We start from the raw sequence: 13,839 nt of genomic DNA on the forward strand, positions 1-13,839 counted from the left end.
TATTCGCACCCTGGATGGCACCGATATTCGCGGCGAGGTATTCCTAGAAGGGACGAAGTTCGAGCGACGGGTTTCCAGCCTGCTCAACGACGAGCGCACGTTTGTCCCCTTAACCGACTCGGAAATGTTCATCAACGGACACCGCGTCGCCCATGCCGACTTTATCTGCGTCAACAAAAACGCCATTTCCTACGTTCTGGAAGAATAGCCTGGCTTGAACCGTCAATCGAGTCGTTTGGGTTGTCCCCCAACCTCTGGGGTGGCTCTCTCCCAGTACGATGCCAGCGGCGGTAGGATGAAACAGAGCTGGCCCCAAGCACTTCCAGCCGCTGACCCGATGAGCAGCACCCGTTATCCGTTTGAGCGTGTTCGCGACCACTTGCTCTTTCAGTCCTTGGCAGATGCTGAGTGGAAGGCATTGACGGCTGCCCTACTGCCCAGTCGCTTTTCTCCCGGCCAGGTAATCTTCCAAGAAGGGGATCCCAGCAGCGACCTGTACGTAGTTCTCAGCGGGATCGTGGAGCTGCGGCGCCAGTACATGCGCTATCCCGGCGATTACTGGCTGGCAACACTGCATGCTGGGCGCGTGTTTGGAGAACTTTCCTTGCTGACGGGGCGGCGGCGCTCCTTTACCGCAGTGAGCCTAACCGAGGTGCAAACCCTGCGCCTCTCCAGCGAAGGGCTGCTCCTATTGCCCCTGGAAGTCCAGGTGAAGCTTTACCGCGCCTGGACCCAGATCATCGGCGAGCGCCTCTTTTGGCTCGACAGCATGTTCGCAGATCTCCTGGAACAACGGGGGGCGGAAAATGTCGCCTCGGCTATGGCCCTGCTGCAGCAGCGCTATCCTGCTTGAGGAAAAAGAACCCCTGCCGGCAGGCTGGGATCCCTAGAATCAAGGTTCTGGCGCTCCTACAAAGAAGCCAAAAATCAAGCGGTGGGATCCCAAATTTTATCTTCAGAATAGCCAGGGCTTGCGGTATTATGTGCTAAGCAGCAGCTCCCGAAGCATTTCAAGCAGCGAGGTTAAGAGCAGTGGTCAGGGTAGCCATCAACGGATTCGGTCGCATCGGTCGCAACTTTTTGCGTTGTTGGCTGGGGCGCTCCCAGTCCAACTTGGATATTGTTGCCATCAACGACACCTCAGACGCTCGCACGGCTGCCCATCTGCTCAAGTACGACTCCATCCTCGGGCCGCTGCAAGGGGCGGAAGTAGAGGCCGCCGAGGGTGGCCTGCTGGTTAACGGCAAGCATATCCACGTGGTTTCCGATCGCAACCCCAGCAACCTGCCCTGGAAAGAGTGGAAAGTGGATCTTGTTATTGAGGCCACAGGTGTTTTTGTAGACTACCAGGGTGCCTCTAAACACATAGAGGCGGGAGCCAAGAAGGTGGTGATCACGGCTCCGGCCAAGGGAGGCGACATCCCTACCTTTGTGTATGGCGTCAACCAACACACCTATGACCCGGTGCGGCACAACATTGTCAGCAACGCCAGTTGCACCACCAACTGCCTTACCCCCCTCCTCAAAGTGCTGCTGGACAAGTTCGGCGTCCTGCGGGCTACGATGACCACCACCCACAGCTACACCGGCGACCAGCGGATTTTGGATGGTGGCCACCGCGATCTGCGACGGGCGCGGGCGGCGGCGCTGAGCATGGTGCCCACTACCACCGGGGCGGCCAAGGCAGTAGCGCTGGTGATCCCCGAACTGAAGGGCAAGCTGAACGGGGTGGCAGTACGGGTTCCCACGCCCAATGTGTCGCTGGTGGACTTGGTGGTGCAAACAGAGCGGCGTGTGATTGCCGAAGAGGTGAACGCGGCTCTCAAGGAAGCTTCAGAGACCACGATGAAAGGGATCATTGCCTACTCCGATATCCCCTTGGTCTCCATCGACTATCGCGGCCACGACTGCTCGGCGATTGTGGATGCGGAGATGACCAGTGTGCTGGACGGGGATCTGGTGAAGGTGATGGCCTGGTACGACAACGAGTGGGGCTACTCGCAGCGGGTGCTGGATCTGGCTGAATACATGGCTGCTCACTGGGTTGAGTAGGCTGTTGTTTCCTGTCTCAATCCCTCAGAGGCGGAGAGGGAGAATTCGGCAAAAACTTGCCAGCGCTTGCCGTCATGGCTGAGGAGGGTGAGAGCGGAGGCGAGAAAGGATCCCTGGAAAGGGCGAGTTTTGAACTGTGGCCAGGCGGTGCGAAACTGGGCCGGGCTGAGATCCCGAAAGACCACAGTCATGTGGGGGACAAAGGGACGAGCTGGGGTAGGGGCCGGCTCTGGCTTAAGCAGCAGATTCATGTGGCGCTGTGTCTTGGCCTGGAGCTGTTGCAGCTCAGGGGAGGGCTCGACGTGGATATAGATAACCCGTGGCGCGAAGGCACCGAAGCCGCGGAGCTCAACAGCAACCGGAGCCTGCTCCTTGGCAAATTCTCCCAGGGATCCCGTCAGGGCTGGCAGCTCAGCAGTGGGCCACTCGAAAGGAGGCACCAGGGTAATGTGAGGGGGCGAGCGCAGGGCTGCGCGGCTGGCAAATTGCTCGGCAAACTGTTGTTTGATGGCGGTCACTTGCTCCTGCAAGTCTGCCGGGGGTAGGAGGGCGAGAAACAGCCGCTGTTGGGGAGCGTCGTTCACCATTGCTGGACAGGTGAGGGACCTGTATTATCCAGGCTAGGACAGCCCAGCCCCAGACCTCTACCCCATTCCCTAAGGGTCAGAGGGTTTGTCGGGATGCCCGGCATCTTCTTTAGCCACTCATATTCTCATATAATTATCTAGCGATTATCTAGTGGCAGTAGGCTAGAGGGATCCTCTATGACCCAGCTTTCCGCTCCCGTTCCCACGCCGGCAACCGCATCTTCAGAACCTCAGCCGGCTCCGCTTCCGTCTTACCATTGGCATCTCTTTCTCTGCGCCGACCAGACCAAGCCCAAGTGCTGTGAAAAAGCCGTCGGATTGGAAGCCTGGGACTATTTGAGATCGCGGATCAGGGAATTGAACCTGGAAATCCAAGGCGGCAGCTCCCTGAGAGTACACCGCACCAAGGCCAACTGCCTGCGCGGGTGTGACTATGGCGTTCCCGGCCCGGTGTTGCTGGTGTATCCCGGTGGGTTTTGGTACCACTCGGCCACGCCCCCGGTGATAGAGCGGGTGCTGCAAGAGCATATCCTGGGCGGGATCCCGGTGGCCGAGTATCTGGTAGCCCAAGATACCCTCAGCGCCCCTGATCCAAGAGAGCGTGGATAGCCTGCACGTACTCTGCCGTCGCCTGTTGCAAATCAGCCTTATCACTGGAAGCAGGGGGGGGGATCACCTTGCCGATGCGCACCGTGATGGGGCAGAACAGCCGCGGCCAGCGGGATCCCTTGGGCAGCACCTTCTCGGTACCCCAGAGGGCCACGGGGAGCAGAGGTGTCTGGGTGCGCGCTGCCACCAAGGCAGCCCCCAGGTGAGGCTGGGGAATGCGGCCATCGGGGGTGCGGGTGCCGTTGAGAAAGATCCCCACCGCCCATCCCCGCGCCAGGGCTGCTTCCGTGGCTCGCAAGGCAGCGCGGTCAGAGCCGCCTCTCTTGACCGGGTAGGCCCCGTAGAGCCGGATCACCTGCTTCAGCGCTGGCACCCGAAACAGCTCTTCCTTGGCCATGAAGGCTACAGGGCGGCGCACTGCATTGGCCACCAGCGGCGGATCCAAGTGGCTGGCATGGTTGCTGACAATGATCAGGGATCCCTGGCGAGGCACGTTTTCCTGGCCATAGGTGCGGCCAAAATACAGTCCCCGAAACAGCGGATTGACCACCAGCCACTTGAGCAGCCAGTAGGCCAACCAATCCTGGCGGCGATAGCCCATCTGGACGATTTCCCAACTTAGGGGTAGCTCCCTCTTTGAGTGTAGGGGAAAGCGGGGGATCCCCAGCGACTTTGGAGATAGGTTTTCCTGAGACCTTCACTTAGGGTGGGATGCGGTGAGGGCCAGGAGTATGTCACCTCTCCAGATCAGGATCCTCGCCCAAAGCCCGCAACCTTTCCGCCAGACGCTCAGCCCGTTGGCGCTCCTGTTCGGCTCGTTGGCGCTCCAGCTCAGCCCGCTGGCGCTCCCGCTCGGCCCGCTCATCTCCCGTCAACAGCAACTGCCCTTGGGCGTCGCACCAGCGCAGCCAGCGGGCTTGTTTCCCCTCGAAAACTCCGTCCCACAGCCTCAGGCCCAGCTCCACCTGTTCCAGCCAGGTCTCGGTCATTTCCGCATAGTGGCGGCCTCGCAGCTCGAAAATGCGCAGCTCCTCTGGCCCCAGCTCGTGGTTGGGATCAAAAACCGCGTAGTAGCTGACCCGCATCTGCTCGTAGCGACTGAGCTTGCCCCCTAGCTCGTCGCCTTCGCGGTTGGAGACAATCTCAATCACCACATCCGGCGGCTTGTCAAATTGCCAGAGCAGATAGCACCGGTTCTGCTTCTCCCACCATTGTTCCGGCACCGTGACATCCAGGCTGAGAAAAACATCCGGCACGATGGGAGGTCGGTTAGGGGTGGTGTAGATGCCCACATTGGCTGCTGCCAGGAAGGTTTTGTGGGGCAGAGAGCTGTAGAGTGCCCCCGTCAGGAGACGCTGCTGCTTTTCAGAGGCAAAGTTATCCACCGGGGTATCGTCCTCAGTGACCAGATCAGCGATGTCGGGCAGCAGCAGTTCAGTATCCATGGGCGAAGGCAGTCGGGGATGTCGACATCTTAGCCGTTTCCCCTACTTTTTGCCGCAGAGGACAAGGGCGGCAAAGCTGGCCGCTCTCCAGAAGGGATCCCGCCCGGAGAATGGGGTATCACGGCAAAAGGGATCTCTTTGAGGAAGAACCTTGAACTGTGACGTTTTGGTGATTGGCTGTGGCGTGGTGGGCTGTGCCATCGCCTACGAGCTGTCTTCCGCAGGGCTATCAGTGGTTGGGATCGACGCCAAGGATCCGGCCTCAGGCGCCACGGGCGCGTCACTGGGGGTGTTGATGGGGATCTGCAGCCGCCAGCCGGATGGGGAGGTGGTGCAGTTGCGCCTGAAAAGCCTGGAGCAGTTTGATCCCTTGATTGCCCGGCTGGAAGCGGACTTGGGTCGGAATTTGCCCGTCAATCGGCACGGCATCCTCAAGCTCCTTCGGGAGGAGGAAGTGGACGCTTGGCAAGCAACCCTGGCGGCTCGGCGGCAAGCAGGTTACCGCCTGGAGCTGCTTAGCCCCGGCGAAGTGGGATCCCTGCAGCCGGGTTTGCGCAGCGACCTGGCGGGGGCCCTCTACTCGCCCCAGGATCGCCAAGTCCAACCCAAGCTCCTCACTCAGGCCCTCTTGGAAGCAGCCCAGCGCAAGGGATCCCGCTTTTTCTTCCATCAGCCGGTTCAGAAGATCCAGCGCAGCCCGGATCCCCCCTTTCGCCTGCAGGCAATTGATACGCCCGCCCTCACCTTCTCGGCAGGCTATGTCGTTCTCGCTGCCGGCCTGGGCAGCTCCCCTTTGGCTGAGAAGCTGAGGTTGCAGATGCCGTTGCAGGCCGTCAAGGGCCAGGCCCTGCGGGTCAAAGCGCCTAGGATCCCCCTGGGGCCGGTGGTCAGCGACGAGGATCTGCATCTGGTCCCCCTGGGCGATGGATCCCTGTGGGTGGGGGCAACCGTGGAGTTTCAGGCCCCCCATCCCCAGCCGACGCTGCTGGCGCTGCAAGATCTGCTGGCCCGCGCCATCCGGCTCTGCCCGGCTTTGGCCGAAGCGACTTTGTTGGAGCACTGGGCCGGCCACCGCCCTCGACCGGTGGGGCAGCGCGCCCCCATCCTGGGGCCGGCTCCCGGCTATGTCAATCTTTTTGTTGCCACTGGCCACTACCGCAATGGAGTGTTGCTGGCCCCGATTAGCGCCGCCGTCCTGAGAGATTTGGTGCTGAAAGGGAAAACAGCCCTCTGCGATCTAAGCGCTTTTGCCCCAAGACCTAAACAGGGCTGAGCGGGCCTATCCCCTGAGGGAGGCGGACTTATGTCAGAATAGAAGGCTGCCCGGCTCAGGCCGGGCCAGCGTGTGACCTGTCGAGTCCTGCAAAGGAGAAGAGAGCCTTGCCGAAGTTCGCCCTAAAAGCCCTGTGGCTAGAAAACGACTTGGCTATTGCTGTGGATCAGGTGGTGGCCAAAAACCGCAGCCCCCTCACCCACTACTTTTTCTGGCCTCGGGATGACGCTTGGGAGCAGCTTAAAGCTGAGCTGGAGAGCAAAACTTGGATCAGCGAGGAAGATCGCATCACTCTGCTCAACCAAGCCACCGAACTCATCAACTACTGGCAAAACGGCGGACGCAACCGCCCCATCAGCGAAGCCCAGGCCCAGTTTCCCGACATCCTGATCGGCGGCAACTCCTAAGCCTCTCGGCCACAACCTGACCCCGGATCTGTCCCACCTTGCTGAGTCTCCCAGTTTTGGGCTAGATTGGCACTCAGGAGTTTAGAGTGCTAACTTTCTGTTGGCTGAGCCGATGGATTCTTCCACTCCGCCCGGCAGCACTCGGCACAGGTAGCCCAGTCGAAATTACGAGGATCGCGGATTTTATGGCAAAACGGATTCTGTTTAGAGAAGAGGCCCGCAAGGCGCTGGAGCAGGGCATCAATCAACTGGCGGATGCGATCAAGGTTACGGTTGGCCCCAAAGGGCGCAACGTGGTCTTGGAGAAGAAGTTTGGTGCCCCCCAGATCGTCAACGATGGGGTCACGATTGCCAAAGAAATCGAGTTGGCGGATCCCTTGGAGAACACCGGTGCCCAGTTGATGCGGGAAGTGGCCTCCAAGACCAACGATGTGGCCGGGGATGGTACCACCACTGCCACCATCTTGGCCCAGAGCATGGTGCGGGAAGGGCTGAAAAACATTTCAGCGGGTGCCAACCCTGTGGCCTTGCGGCGCGGCATTGAAAAGACCACCGCCTACTTAGTGGAGCAAATTGCCGCCCATGCCAAGCCTGTGGAAGGCCGCAAAACCATTGCGGAAGTAGCCACCATCTCTGCCGGCAATGACAGCGAGGTGGGGGAGATGATTGCCAAGGCCATGGATGCCGTGGGGCGAGAGGGGGTGATCACCGTCGAGGAATCCAAGTCCTTGGAGACGGAATTGGAAGTTGTAGAAGGGATGCAGTTCGACCGCGGCTACATTTCCCCCTATTTTGTTACCGACACCGAGCGGATGGTGGCCGAATACGAAAATGCCTATCTGCTCATCACCAGCAACAAGATCTCCAGCCTGCAAGATTTGCTGCCCATCCTGGAGCGGGTGGCCCGTGAAGGTCGGCCTCTTTTGGTCATCGCAGAAGATGTGGAGGGAGAAGCGCTGGCCACTCTGGTGGTCAACAAGCTGCGGGGGGTGCTCAACGCGGTGGCGGTCAAGGCTCCGGCTTTTGGGGATCGGCGCAAGGCCATGCTGGAAGACATTGCCATTCTCACCGGCGGGCAGCTCATCTCCGAGGATCTGGGCATCAAGTTGGAGAACGTCACCCTGAACATGATGGGGGTGGCCCGCAAGATCACCGTCACCAAAGATAAAACGACAATCGTCACCGATGGCAGCACCAAAGCGGCGGTGGAGAAGCGGGTGGCCCAAATTCGCAAGCAACTGGAAACCACCGATTCCGAGTACGACCGCGAGAAGCTGCAGGAGCGGATTGCCAAGTTGGCCGGTGGGGTGGCGGTGATCAAAGTGGGGGCTGCCACCGAAACAGAGCTCAAAGACCGCAAGCTGCGCATTGAGGATGCCCTGAATGCCACTCGAGCGGCGGTGGAAGAAGGGATCGTTCCCGGCGGTGGGGCGACGCTTTTGCATCTGGCCAAAGGGATCCCGGCTTTCAAGGCAACCTTGAAGTCGGAAGAGCAGGTGGGGGCAGAGATTGTCTACCGGGCTTTGCAGGCTCCGCTCTATCAGATTGCCCACAATGCCGGTCTGGAAGGGTCGGTGGTGGTGGAAAAAGTTCTGGAGAAGGAGATGCCTTTTGGCTTCGATGCCCTGACCGGAACCTATGTGGACATGTTTGCTCAGGGGATCGTGGATCCGGCCAAGGTGGTGCGCTCGGCGTTGCAAAACGCGGCTTCCATAGCCGGAATGTATCTCACGACCGAAGCGATTGTGGTGGAAAAACCTGAGCCCAAACCGGCAGCCCCGACGGCTGGCTCCGGGGGCATGGGTATGATGTAGCCCCTCAAACGTACGCTCCGGCCCTGGGAGAGGCGGCTTAGTCTTGGATGTACTCCGCGCCGGAGAGCAGGGCAGCTTCGGCCTTCTGAAACTCCCGTCCCAGGTAGGCCGCATGGCTGAGCTGAGAGACAACCCTCTCCTGCTCTTTTTCGAAGATCTGCACACACAGTTCTTTGGCCGTGCGTCCAACATACACCCGTTCAGGGGAGCGATTGACGGAGCCCCTGGCCGGGATCACTGCTCCTGTTTCCGGATCGGTGGCCAGCCCCCGCTCGTTAATTACAGTGCGGTAGTACTTGGCGCAAATCAGGTTCTGCTCCCGATCCAGGTAGATGACAAAGTAACCCGCCGGATCCAGCTCCAAGGGCCGGCGGGAGAGATGGTCGTCAAGGCTGCGCATCTGCTCGCTCAGGGGCGTGGAGGAAGGAAGCATAGAACGGCTGACCCAAGACCGCAAGAGAGAAACGTAGCCGAGGCTACGTTTGCCTGCCTTCATTGTGACAGATGAAGCTGCTTTTTGGACAACCTCGGTCCTGGCGGATGGATCCTGTCTTGGGCTAGCGGGGGGCCACTCGATAAAATCGTGTGGTCGTCACCCACTGGTCGGAAGGGATCCCTTCGACGACAATGGCGCGGGCGATGGCACTGCCCAATTGGGATCCCCGCACCCGCACATCGGCAAAGGAGCCACTCTGCTCAAAAGAGGCGATCTCCTGGAAGTTCAGCGGACGGGGAGAGGCTACGGCCAACACCTGGGCTTGGCCGAAAGGTGGAGCGATGGTCAACCGGTAGCTGGCCCCCGGCGGTGGAAAGGTACGCACTTCTCCGGCCCGCAGAAACTCGTTCCCGCCGGAAAAGCGGTTGGGCAAAATCAGATGGGTGCGGCCATCGGCTTGGATGCTGAACAGATAGACGTAGGCATCGCGGTTGGTGCTCAGGGTAATGGCAATCGGTTCTCCAGGCCGGTAGATGGGGTTCGACCCGCGCCGATCCAGCTCCAAATTGACCTGCAAGTCAGAAGGAACGGGGTTGACGATGATGGAGCGGGTGCCAATCTCCAACTGAGCAGTGTCGGCCAGTTGCAGCCTTTGCAAGGGGGGGTAAATGCCCAAGGTTTGCGGAAAAACAGCGGTGGCCGGAGCTACAGACAACCCCAGAGCCAAGGGTAGGAAAAGCAGTTTGGCGTTCATTGTTCAACACCGGATCAAGGGTTATGTTCATCCTAGGAACGGGCCCAGGTGGAGCGGCTCAGGCTTTGCGCAATCTCCAATCTCCTGCCGCGGCAGTTTCTCCTACTGCAGATGGCATCACCGAGGGGAAAAAAACGCTGCAGCGGCGAGGGCACGGCTCCCTTCTCGGCATCTGGAGGAACGTAGCTGAGAAGGGCTAAGCTGCAAATAAGGGATCCCTTCCTCGCGCCAGATTCCAAGTCAACCCCCAACCGGCTTATGGCTCACGACAGCTACCAAGAGGGCATCGCGGCGGTACAAGCGGGAGATTTCCAGTCGGCCATGCGGGCGTTTCGGCAAGCAGTTGCTGCCGACCCAACCCACACCGAAGCTCGGTACAAGCTGGCCTGGGTGCTGGGTATGAGCGGCTACCTGGATCCGGCCTTGGCAGAGCTGGAAGCCGTTTTGGCGGCAGATCCCAACCATGTGGCAGCCCATTACAATCGAGGGGCCCTCCTGTTGCAAAAGGCCCAACTGGAAGCAGATGAGGATGGCCAAATCGAGCTATCCGTTCTGCAGCAGGCGGAAGCAGCCTTTCAAGCGGTGATGCGCTTGGATCCCACCGATCAACGAGCCTTTGCTTTTCTCAATTTGGTCAGGCGGGCCATTCGCAACCACCAGCCGCCCACCCAGGTCTCTAGCGGCAGTGGCGGGTAAACCCCTGCACCAGGGCTTCAATTGGCGCAATGCTGGGATCCCCGAGTTCGGCCTCTGCTTCTTGAGAGACCTGTCGTACCACTTCTGGGGGCAACTGCAGCCTATCCACCAACTGCCGAAAGGCGTCCAGCTCTTCCAGATTCACCACGGGTTCTTCCGGGCTGCGGGCGCTGGCCGCAATCACCAGGTAGCCCAACTTGAGGATGAGACGCTTCTCGGCCTCATCGTTGACTTTGGACAGCACCTCTGCCAACGGGACTTGCTGCACCAAATACTGGCGGATCTCCTGCGCTAAGCTGGCCTGCTGGCCGGGATGCGAAGCAAAATGCCGCGAGAGTTGCTGGGCGATGAGCTCCACTTCCGCAACCTCCAGCGCGCCATCAGACCAGGCCATCGCGGTGACAGCTCGCAGCAGATTCATTTGCTTGGGGGTAATGCCGGGCGGGGATGGAGTGAGCATATATCCTCCTGGGGTGGCTCATCTGCCAGTTTAGAAGCGGATCCCAGACCATTTCGGTTAAGTTTGGTGTCTGCTCGATGGCTCTTTCCAACCCGATTCAGACACTCACTTCCTGCTTCACCCCGGCCCCTCTCCCCAAGAGAGAGGGAAGCGCTTGGGCGTCCTACCAGTCGCATGCTCTGTGTAGCCCAAGGCGCAGGGGCAACGCATCGGAGAATGAGTCTCTTGGCTCAATCAGCCGGTGAACCCGAATCTAGCCCGCGGAACTGCTCCCACTGAGCGGGGGTAAAGGTGCGCAGAGCCAAAGCATGGAGGCGGCCATCCTGTAAATAGGTTTTCAAGGCCTCATTCACCAGCCGATGCTGCTTGATCAGGGGCAGGCCCTGAAATTGCTCGGCCACTACAATGGCCTGAAAGTGGCTGCCATCGCCGACAGTGTCTTCCACCTGCACCCTTGCGCCGGGCAGGGCAGCCTGTAGCAACGCCTCGATTTCTCGTGGATCCATGCGCTGTTGTCCCCATGGTCTGTTCAAATGTGTGCCGGAGCTCAAGATCCCGTTTCGGATCTCAACCTGCTCATCCATCACCCTAGACGCTTCTGGGGCAAAACGGGATCCCTTCCTCTGCTCTGCAGGTGGGATGGCTCAGAACCAGAACCTCGGTGATGGGACCGCGTTTGTGGCCCTGGCAGTTGATGGCACGGCTGGCAACGATGGTTTGGATGGGGTAATCCCGGTACAGCTCCCGCACAAAGGGGCAATCGGAATTGGAGAGCAGCACCTGCACCCCTCGGTCGGCCAACGTCCCAAATACCTCTCGCAGGCGGATTTGTTCGGTTTCGCCAAACGCAAACCGGCTGTAGGCGGTGAAGCTGCTGCTGGCAGACAGCGGATGGTAAGGAGGATCCAGATAGACAAAATCTCCGGGTTCGGCCCGTTCCAGCACCTGCCAAAACGGCTGCACCGCGATCTCTACGCCCTGTAAAACTCGTGCCACGGCCCGCAGGTTCTCCGCGTCGCAAATGCGGGGATGACGGTAACGGCCCAGAGGGACATTAAACTCTCCCCGCGAGTTTTCCCGGTAGAGGCCGTTGAAACAGGTTTTGTTTAGGTAAATCAGCCGTGCCGCCCGTTGCACCGGATCCGCAAAACGAGTTGCGCGGATCGTGTAGTAGTGCTCCCGGCTGTGGTGGGCTTGGTGGTGGCTGAGCAGAGCAATGATCTCCTCCACCCGATCCCGCAGGCAGCAATATACATTCACCAGCTCAGGGTTAATATCCGACAACACAAAGCGCCGAGAACCCGGGATCCCTTGGGCCAGATGAAAAAAGACCGCTCCACCCCCCAAAAAGGGCTCGTGATAGGTGTTCCAGTTGCGCGGGAAAAAGGGTTCGTATTGGCTGAGCAGTTGCCCTTTCCCCCCTGCCCATTTTAGGAAGGGACGCGCTCGAACGGCTGGTGCTGCCGGGGCGGGGTTTGGACTCCCGCGTTCTTCCCAACGCAAAGCCCCGCCTTTGCTCGGGCTGAGGCCGTGAACGGGCGGACAAGGGTAGGAAGGTATCTGGCCGTTCATTGGTGTTTACTTTTTTACCTTCTAAGTGCTCCGCGCTGCTAGCGCCCTCACCCCCGGCCCCTCTCCCGGAGGGAGTCAGCCCTCACCCCCGGCCCCTCTCCCGGAGGGAGAGGGGAGTTAGGGGTAGCGCTCCGCCTCGCCAGTGCGTTCGCGGCGGCGTTGCGTAGCAATAACGACGTAGAGAAACGTTTCATTGACTACAAAACCTGAGGTGTTGGGCAAATGATGCTGGGCGGGGGGTAACGGTTCTGGGAGCAGTATTCCCTCTCTGCAGTGAATGGGCTAGGACTGCATTTGGCTCATCGCCTCTAGGTCCAACACTTTGGCCACCTGTTCCGGGCTCATCAAGTTGCGCTCCAACAGGATTTGGCGGATGGGTTTGCCGGTTTCCAGGGAGAGCTTGGCTATCTCTGCCGCCTGCAAATAGCCAATGTAGGGGTTGAGGGCGGTCACCAGAGCGAGAGTTCCTTCCGCATAGCTGCGGCACCGCTCCGGGTAGGGGATGATGCCTTGAATGCAGCGCTCGGCGAAGACCTGCAGGCTGTTGTTCAAGATCTGCAGGCTGTGCAGAAGGTCGTAGGCGATGAGGGGCATCATCACGTTCAGCTCAAATTGCCCCGCCTGAGCACAGAGGGTGATGGCGGTGTCCAGCCCGATCACCTGGAAGCAGACCATGTTCAGCATCTCGGCCAGCACCGGGTTGTACTTGCCGGGCATGATGGAGGAGCCGGGCTGCACCGGCGGCAGTTGAATCTCCTTGAGGCCGGTCTTGGGGCCGGAATCCATCAGCCGCAGGTCATTGGCCAGTTTGATGCCGTCCTGGGCCAGGTTGCGCAGGGATCCCGACAGGTGCACAAAGGGGGCCATGCTCTGCATCGCTGCCATGGGATGGGGAGCCGGGGTGAGGGGCAACTGGGTGTAATCCGCCAGCCGCTGCACCACCTGTTGTCGGTACTGGGGGGGGGTGTTGAGGCCGGTGCCGACCGCGCTGCCCCCCAACCCTAAGCTGCACAGAGCCTGGCTGGCCTCCTCGATCCAGCGGCGGTGCTGGGCAAAGATGGCCGCATAGGCCCCAAAGCTGTCCCCCAGCCTTACAGGGACAGCATCCTGTAAATGGGTGCGACCGGCTTTGAGGATGCCGCGAAACTCTTGGGCCTTCTGCTCCAGTGCCGCCACCAGGTTGTCCAGTGTGACCAACAGATCCCGCCGCACCCGCGACAGGGCGGCCAGGCGGATGGCGGTGGGGATCACGTCGTTGGTGGACTGGCCGTAGTTGACGTGGTCGTTGGGGCTGACCCGCTCGTAGCGTCCCTTGGGCTCCCCCAGGATCTCCAAAGCCCGGTTGGCCAGCACCTCGTTCACATTCATGTGGTGAGAGGTGCCCGCCCCCGCCTGGTACACATCCACCACAAATTGATCCCGCAGAGATCCCTGGAGGATCTCGTCTGCTGCTTGGACAATCGCCTTGGCCACCTCTGCCGGAATGCAGCCCAGCTCGCCGTTGACTTCAGCCGCCGCCTTTTTGATCAGCACACAGGCTTCCACGTACTCTGGCAGAGGCCTGAGGCCGCTGATGGGAAAGTTCTCCAGGGCGCGGGCGGTTTGGATGCCGTAGTAAACCGATTGGGGCAGTTGTCGCTCCCCCATCGAGTCTCGTTCGCTGCGCACTTGCGGCGGAGTAGTCTCTGGAACCATGGCCGGATGATGTTTGGGGGCCGCCGCTTCAGCCGGCAG

The 13,839-nt window shown here is 60.1% G+C and carries 17 protein-coding genes; 8 read left to right on the plus strand and 9 right to left on the minus strand.

Going from position 1 to position 13,839, the window contains the following annotated elements; translation table 11 throughout:
- The 3 genes from NW844_RS05740 to gap form a co-directional block, all read left to right on the plus strand.
- Positions 1-208 (plus strand): hypothetical protein (locus NW844_RS05740; RefSeq protein ID WP_414334240.1); only part of this gene is annotated, 208 nt, incomplete at its 5' end.
- 129 nt (positions 209-337) lie between these two features.
- Entirely contained in the window at positions 338-853 is a 516-nt protein-coding gene (locus NW844_RS05745) for a Crp/Fnr family transcriptional regulator (protein WP_414334241.1), read from the plus strand.
- A 179-nt stretch (positions 854-1,032) separates the two neighbouring features.
- Positions 1,033-2,052 carry a type I glyceraldehyde-3-phosphate dehydrogenase gene (gap, locus tag NW844_RS05750; RefSeq protein ID WP_414334242.1) on the plus strand — a complete coding sequence of 340 codons (1,020 nt, stop codon included), beginning with the start codon at positions 1,033-1,035 and terminating at the stop codon, positions 2,050-2,052.
- On the opposite strand, the gene NW844_RS05755 is transcribed toward gap, so the two are convergent.
- Positions 2,037-2,639 carry a 2'-5' RNA ligase family protein gene (locus NW844_RS05755; RefSeq protein ID WP_414334244.1) on the minus strand — a complete coding sequence of 201 codons (603 nt, stop codon included), beginning with the start codon at positions 2,637-2,639 and terminating at the stop codon, positions 2,037-2,039. The two genes, gap and NW844_RS05755, sit on opposite strands and share 16 nt — an antisense overlap.
- 177 nt (positions 2,640-2,816) lie before the next feature.
- On the opposite strand from NW844_RS05755, the gene NW844_RS05760 reads away from it, so the two are divergent.
- Positions 2,817-3,248 (plus strand): (2Fe-2S) ferredoxin domain-containing protein, encoded by a 432-nt coding sequence (locus NW844_RS05760; RefSeq protein ID WP_414334246.1) that lies wholly within the window; start codon positions 2,817-2,819, stop codon positions 3,246-3,248.
- Here NW844_RS05760 and NW844_RS05765 read toward each other — a convergent pair.
- Together NW844_RS05765 and NW844_RS05770 are read right to left on the minus strand one after the other, a co-directional pair.
- Positions 3,217-3,849, minus strand: coding sequence for a lysophospholipid acyltransferase family protein (locus tag NW844_RS05765; protein ID WP_414334248.1), 633 nt, complete (start codon positions 3,847-3,849; stop codon positions 3,217-3,219). The two genes, NW844_RS05760 and NW844_RS05765, sit on opposite strands and share 32 nt — an antisense overlap.
- A 133-nt stretch (positions 3,850-3,982) precedes the next feature.
- The gene (locus NW844_RS05770) at positions 3,983-4,693 is read right to left on the minus strand and encodes a Uma2 family endonuclease (protein WP_414334250.1); all 711 of its coding nucleotides are present in this window, start codon (positions 4,691-4,693) and stop codon (positions 3,983-3,985) included.
- Between the two features lie 151 nt (positions 4,694-4,844).
- Between NW844_RS05770 and NW844_RS05775 the strand changes: the two genes are divergently transcribed.
- The 3 genes from NW844_RS05775 to groL all read left to right on the plus strand — a co-directional run bounded on the left by NW844_RS05775 (position 4,845) and on the right by groL (position 8,187).
- Complete coding sequence (locus NW844_RS05775; protein ID WP_414334251.1) at positions 4,845-5,966, plus strand: NAD(P)/FAD-dependent oxidoreductase; 1,122 nt, start codon at positions 4,845-4,847, stop codon at positions 5,964-5,966.
- A 77-nt stretch (positions 5,967-6,043) separates the two neighbouring features.
- Entirely contained in the window at positions 6,044-6,373 is a 330-nt protein-coding gene (locus tag NW844_RS05780) for a 30S ribosomal protein PSRP-3 (protein ID WP_414334283.1), read from the plus strand.
- Between the two features lie 185 nt (positions 6,374-6,558).
- Positions 6,559-8,187 carry a chaperonin GroEL gene (gene groL, locus NW844_RS05785; protein ID WP_414334253.1) on the plus strand — a complete coding sequence of 543 codons (1,629 nt, stop codon included), beginning with the start codon at positions 6,559-6,561 and terminating at the stop codon, positions 8,185-8,187.
- A gap of 37 nt (positions 8,188-8,224) precedes the next feature.
- Here the strand turns inward: groL and NW844_RS05790 are convergent, their stop codons facing one another.
- Positions 8,225-8,620, minus strand: a complete 396-nt coding sequence (locus NW844_RS05790) for a DUF4346 domain-containing protein (protein ID WP_414334255.1) — start codon at positions 8,618-8,620, stop codon at positions 8,225-8,227.
- A 124-nt stretch (positions 8,621-8,744) separates the two neighbouring features.
- Entirely contained in the window at positions 8,745-9,377 is a 633-nt protein-coding gene (locus NW844_RS05795; RefSeq protein ID WP_414334257.1) for a DUF4384 domain-containing protein, read from the minus strand.
- A gap of 258 nt (positions 9,378-9,635) precedes the next feature.
- Here NW844_RS05795 and NW844_RS05800 point away from each other — a divergent pair, with 258 nt between their 5' ends.
- Positions 9,636-10,073: a tetratricopeptide repeat protein gene (locus NW844_RS05800; protein ID WP_414334259.1), complete on the plus strand. Its 438-nt coding sequence runs from the start codon at positions 9,636-9,638 to the stop codon at positions 10,071-10,073.
- Here the strand turns inward: NW844_RS05800 and NW844_RS05805 are convergent.
- From NW844_RS05805 to NW844_RS05820, 4 genes are all read right to left on the minus strand, one after another.
- The gene (locus tag NW844_RS05805) at positions 10,054-10,533 is read right to left on the minus strand and encodes a TerB family tellurite resistance protein (protein ID WP_414334261.1); all 480 of its coding nucleotides are present in this window, start codon (positions 10,531-10,533) and stop codon (positions 10,054-10,056) included. The two genes, NW844_RS05800 and NW844_RS05805, sit on opposite strands and share 20 nt — an antisense overlap.
- 230 nt (positions 10,534-10,763) lie before the next feature.
- Entirely contained in the window at positions 10,764-11,117 is a 354-nt protein-coding gene (locus tag NW844_RS05810) for a BolA family protein (protein ID WP_414334262.1), read from the minus strand.
- Positions 11,118-11,121: 4 nt separating this feature from the next.
- Positions 11,122-12,105 carry a DNA adenine methylase gene (locus NW844_RS05815; protein WP_414334264.1) on the minus strand — a complete coding sequence of 328 codons (984 nt, stop codon included), beginning with the start codon at positions 12,103-12,105 and terminating at the stop codon, positions 11,122-11,124.
- A gap of 282 nt (positions 12,106-12,387) precedes the next feature.
- On the minus strand, positions 12,388-13,800 hold the full coding sequence (locus tag NW844_RS05820) for an aspartate ammonia-lyase (RefSeq protein WP_414334285.1): 1,413 nt from the start codon (positions 13,798-13,800) through the stop codon (positions 12,388-12,390).
- Between the last annotated feature and the right edge of the window lie 39 nt (positions 13,801-13,839).

It is taken from the genome of Synechococcus sp. H55.2, from assembly GCF_047462495.1.
Lineage (GTDB): Bacteria > Cyanobacteriota > Cyanobacteriia > Thermostichales > Thermostichaceae > Thermostichus.